The organism is Streptomyces himastatinicus ATCC 53653 (assembly GCF_000158915.1).
GTDB lineage: Bacteria > Actinomycetota > Actinomycetes > Streptomycetales > Streptomycetaceae > Streptomyces > Streptomyces himastatinicus.
This window is the reverse complement of sequence record NZ_GG657754.1, coordinates 6,105,473-6,109,795: the sequence shown is the minus strand read 5'-3', so window position 1 is coordinate 6,109,795 and position 4,323 is coordinate 6,105,473. Positions and strand designations below refer to the sequence as shown.

Genomic DNA, 4,323 nt, shown 5'->3' with positions numbered 1-4,323 from the left:
GGGCGAGCAGGGTGTCGAGCTGCCGGGGCAGCTTCTCGACGGCCTCCCGCATGCCGACGGCGTCGACGGCCTCCCACACCGGGACGTCGTCGTAGGTCTTGGGCTGGCCGAGGGTGATGTTCTCGCGGGCGCGCAGGGGCCAGCAGGCGAAGTTCTGCGGGACGAGGGCGGTCCGCGCCCACACCGCGTCGGAGTCGGCGTGGACCAGATCGGTGTCGTCCCACCGCACGTGGCCCTTGTCGGGGAGGAGGATTCCGGTGAGGAGCTTGGTCAGGGTGGACTTGCCCGAGCCGTTCTCGCCCACGACGGCGAGGATCTCACCGCGCCGCAGGGTGAGGGAGACGCCGTCGACCGCGGGCTCGGCCTTGCCCGGGTAGTGGTAGACGACTTCGTCGAGGCGGATCTCGTCCACCCGCTCCGGGATGGTCGCCTCCCCGCGCTTGGGGGCGCGGTCGGCGGCCATGTCGAGGAACGACCGCATGTCGGCGAGGTAGAGCGAGGTGTGGAACATCGCGGCGCCGTGGATCACGAGCTGGGAGAGCGCGGCGAGCGTGGCCTGGACGGCGACGACCGCGGTGGCCGCGACGGGCAGGGCGACCCGGCCGGTGGTGGCCAGCCAGGCGAGGGCGGCCCAGGTGCCGAGGAGGAACAGACCGCCGAGGGCGGAGGTCGCGAGCGTGATGCGGAGCATGCGGGGCGCGGCGGTCAGGGTGCGCTGGTCGATGCGCTCGGACAGGGCCCGGTACCAGTAGACGAGATAGCCGGTCATGCCGTTGGCGCGCACCTCGTCGCCGTACCGGGAGTACGTGGCCCACCAGCGCATCATGCCGCGGACGTTGCGGTCGCCGATGTTGGCGTAGTGGGTCTCGTAGTCGACGCGGGCGGACAGTACGGCGCCGAGCCCCGCGGGCAGCACGGCGAGCAGGAGCAGCGGGAGCATCAGCCAGTGCAACACGGTGATGACACCGCTGGCGGCGATCATCCGGACCAGGGCGGCCATGAAGCGCTGCGCGTCCTGGACCATCAGCCGGGTGCGGGTGACGCCGACCTCGGCGGCCTCCTGGCGGTCGGCGAACCCCGGCTCCCCGTACGCGGATGCCTCGACCCGGCACACGGCGGAGACGAGGGCGGTGTCCGCCTCGGACATCAGGCGCGGGGTGATCCGCCCGTCGGCGTACGAGGACAGCGCACCGCTGATCCGGCCCGCCGCGGCGGCCACGGCCACGACGACGAGGGCGGGCAGCGCGGTGTGCAGGCGCATCGAGACGGTGCCCGCGCCGAGGATGTGCGTCATGGCCCGCGCGGTGAACCCGAGCACGCAGGCGGCCGCGGCGCCGGTGAGGATCTGACAGGCGAGGAGCAGGACGACCGCGGCGCGGTCGACGGCCCAGGCCATGCGCGCGGTCTTCGTCAGCACCGCGGGAAGCCGCGAGCACATCGTGGCGAAACTCGCCTCTTCCAGCGGGTTCTTGCCGTGCTTCCCCTCGAAGCTGATGACCGCCGGTGGTGGAGGAGGTGGCGCTGCGGAGCGTTCGGTCGAGGTGTCGGTCACGGTCACCTGGGTCCCTCCTCGGGTCGCCGCCGCACCTGGGTGGTCCGGCGATGCCAGGCTCAACGAGGCAGGGGGGCAATCGAACGCGCGCGATTCCGGACGAAGCGGCGGCCCGGGAATGCGGGGCCATCGAACGCCTGGTCGCCCGCCGCAAGGCTTCCGGCACGGCCGGGGGTGGCCGAAACGCCGGTGGTGGTGACGTAGGGGCGTATGAGGTTCCGCGGGGACTGCTGGGGCGAGCAACGCGGACAATGGCGCGCATGGTCGTCTTCCGCTGCCGCCGCTGCCACGGCGAAGTCACCGCGCCCGTACGAGAGGTGCCGCTGCCCGACGCGGACAGCGCCCCGGCGCCGTACGAGCTGGCGAAGGGCGAGGAGTGCCCGCCGCGGATGCGTCCGGGCACCTTCGCCTACGATCCGCCGGAGGCCGGGGAGCGCGTCTTCCGGCCACGGTTCGCGGGGGCGGCCCTGGGCCTCCGGCGCGCGGGGCTGACCGGCATCGTCCTGGCCCGGGCCGATGTGCGCGGCACCGAACTGACCTCGCTGCGCGGACGGCGGAACGGCTGCTGCGGCCTGGACGGCTGCGACGGCCCGAACCTCGTGTGCCGGGGGTGCGCCGCCGAGGTGGCCACCGAGCGTTCGGACTGCTGGACCCCGCAGGAGGTCGTGCTCGTCCCCGCCGCGGTGGAGGCCGTCGAAAGCGAGGGCTAGTCCTTGCGGCCCGTCGCGGCGACCGTGACGCCGAGGCCGATCATCGTGAGGCCGCCCGCGCCGCCGACCAGGGCGAGGCGCCCGGGAGAGCGGGTGAACCAGCCCCGGGCGGTGGCGGCGGCGAGACCCCAAATGCTGTCGGAGGCGAGGGCGATGGCGTTGAAGACCAGGCCGAGCAGCAGCATCTGGAGCGCGACATGGCCGTCGCCGCGGTCCACGAACTGCGGGAGGACGGCGGCGAAGAAGACGATGGTCTTGGGGTTCGCCACGCCGACGGCGAACCCCTCGCCCAGGGTGCGCAGGCTGCCGTGGTCGGCGGGGCCGCCGCCGGTGAGGGCGGCGGGGAGGGAGCGGCGCTGCCGTATGGCCTTCACGCCGAGGTACACCAGGTACGCCGCCCCCGCCAGCTTGAGCGCCGTGAAGACGAGGACCGAGCGCTCCACGAGCGTCCCGACCCCGAGCGCCACGGCCACGACGAGGGTGTACGCGCCGAGGGTGTTGCCGAGGACCGAGGTCAGGGCGGCGCGGCGGCCCTGCGCCAGCGCGCGTCCGATCACGAACAGCACGCTGGGGCCGGGGACGACGATCAGCAGGAACGACATGGCCGCGAAGGCGAGCAGTCGGTCGGTGGGCGGCATGCGGGTCAGCGTAATGACCGGACACCACTGCCGCCCATCGATTCAGCCCCGTGTGAGGTGCAGGCGCGGCCAGGGCGCCAGGTCGGCCAGGAGCTGGCGGTCGTGGGTGGCGACGATGACGGCGGCCGGTGTGCCGAGCAGCGCCGTGGTCAGTTCGTCGACGAGCATGGACGAGAGGTGGTTGGTGGGCTCGTCGAAGATGATCAGGTGGGGGCGGGTGGCCAGGCGCAGGGCCAGGTCGAGACGCCGCTGCTGACCCAGGGACATACGGGCGACCGGGGTGCGCATCGCCTCGCGGTCCAGCAGGCCGGTCGCGCCCAGCGGTACGAGGTCGCGCTCGGGCACCGCGCCGCGGACGGTCAGCCGCCCCACATGCTGTTCGTACACCTGCCGGGCGGTGAACTCCCCCGGCCAGGACGGGACTTCCTGGGCGACCATGGCCACCCGCGCACCGGCGAGGTGGTGCACCGTGCCGCTCGTCGGGATGAGGGCGTCGGCGAGCACCGACAGCAGGGTGGACTTTCCGGACCCGTTCTCGCCCGTGATGAGCAGCCGGTCCCCGCCGTCGACGTCGAGGGTGACCGGGCCGGTGAGCCGCCCGGCGACCGTCACATCCCGCACGCGGACCAGCGCCGAGCCGGGGCGGGTGGCCAGTGCGGGCCACCGCAGCGACAGCGGCGGCTCGGGCACGGTGATGCGGTGGGCCTCCAGCGCCTCCCGCTCGCGGTTGAGCGCCTGCACCACGCCCGGTGCCCGGGACTGGCGCTGGTGCTTGCCGGTGCCCTTCGCGGGGCGCCAGCCGGTGCTGAGCCGATCGCGGGCCTGATCGACGGCGACGGTCAGCCTGCGGTGTTCCGCCTGCTGTTCCTCGTAGTCCTGGATCCACCGCTCCCGGTCCCGGCGGCGGCCGTCCTGCCACGCCTCGTAGCCACCGGCGTACGCGCGGGGGCGCCCGTCCTGGGTGGGGTCCAGGTCGAGGAACTCCCGCGCGACGTCGCGCAGCAGGGCGCGGTCATGGCTGACCAGGGCGACGCCCCCGCCGTGGCCGCGCAGGCGGTCGGTGAGGAAGGCCAGGCCGTCGGCGTCGAGGTGGTTGCTCGGCTCGTCGAGCAGCAGGATGTCGTGCCAGGCGCCCAGCAGACAGGCCAGCCGCACCCGGTAGCGCTGCCCCACCGACAGGGTGGACAGCTCACGGGTCCGGTCGGTGCACGCGTGCAGCGCCTCCAAGGCCATGTCGACGCGCCGGTCGGCATCCCAGGCGTCCAGCCGCGTGGCGGCGTCCAGCGCGTGGGCGTACCGGTCGTCGGCGCCGTCGGCGCCCCGGGCGAGGTCCTCGGCGGCCAGGTCCAGGGCGTGCAGGGCGGCGTGGGCGCTCCGCAGGGCGTCGGCCGTCAGCGTGCCGACGGTTTCACCGGAGCGGGAG

4 protein-coding genes are annotated in these 4,323 nt (G+C 74.0%); 1 reads left to right on the top strand and 3 read right to left on the bottom strand.

The window, feature by feature from the left end:
* Positions 1–1,438 (bottom strand): ATP-binding cassette domain-containing protein (locus SSOG_RS25975; RefSeq protein ID WP_009717227.1); only part of this gene is annotated, 1,438 nt, incomplete at its 3' end.
* A 374-nt stretch (positions 1,439–1,812) separates the two neighbouring features.
* Here SSOG_RS25975 and SSOG_RS25970 point away from each other — a divergent pair.
* Positions 1,813–2,262 carry a hypothetical protein gene (locus SSOG_RS25970; RefSeq protein ID WP_154685981.1) on the top strand — a complete coding sequence of 150 codons (450 nt, stop codon included), beginning with the start codon at positions 1,813–1,815 and terminating at the stop codon, positions 2,260–2,262.
* On the opposite strand, the gene SSOG_RS25965 is transcribed toward SSOG_RS25970, so the two are convergent.
* Both SSOG_RS25965 and SSOG_RS25960 read right to left on the bottom strand, forming a co-directional pair.
* Positions 2,259–2,900 (bottom strand): LysE family translocator, encoded by a 642-nt coding sequence (locus SSOG_RS25965; RefSeq protein ID WP_039938718.1) that lies wholly within the window; start codon positions 2,898–2,900, stop codon positions 2,259–2,261. The two genes, SSOG_RS25970 and SSOG_RS25965, sit on opposite strands and share 4 nt — an antisense overlap.
* Before the next feature lie 42 nt (positions 2,901–2,942).
* Positions 2,943–4,323 (bottom strand): ATP-binding cassette domain-containing protein (locus tag SSOG_RS25960; RefSeq protein ID WP_039938717.1); only part of this gene is annotated, 1,381 nt, incomplete at its 5' end.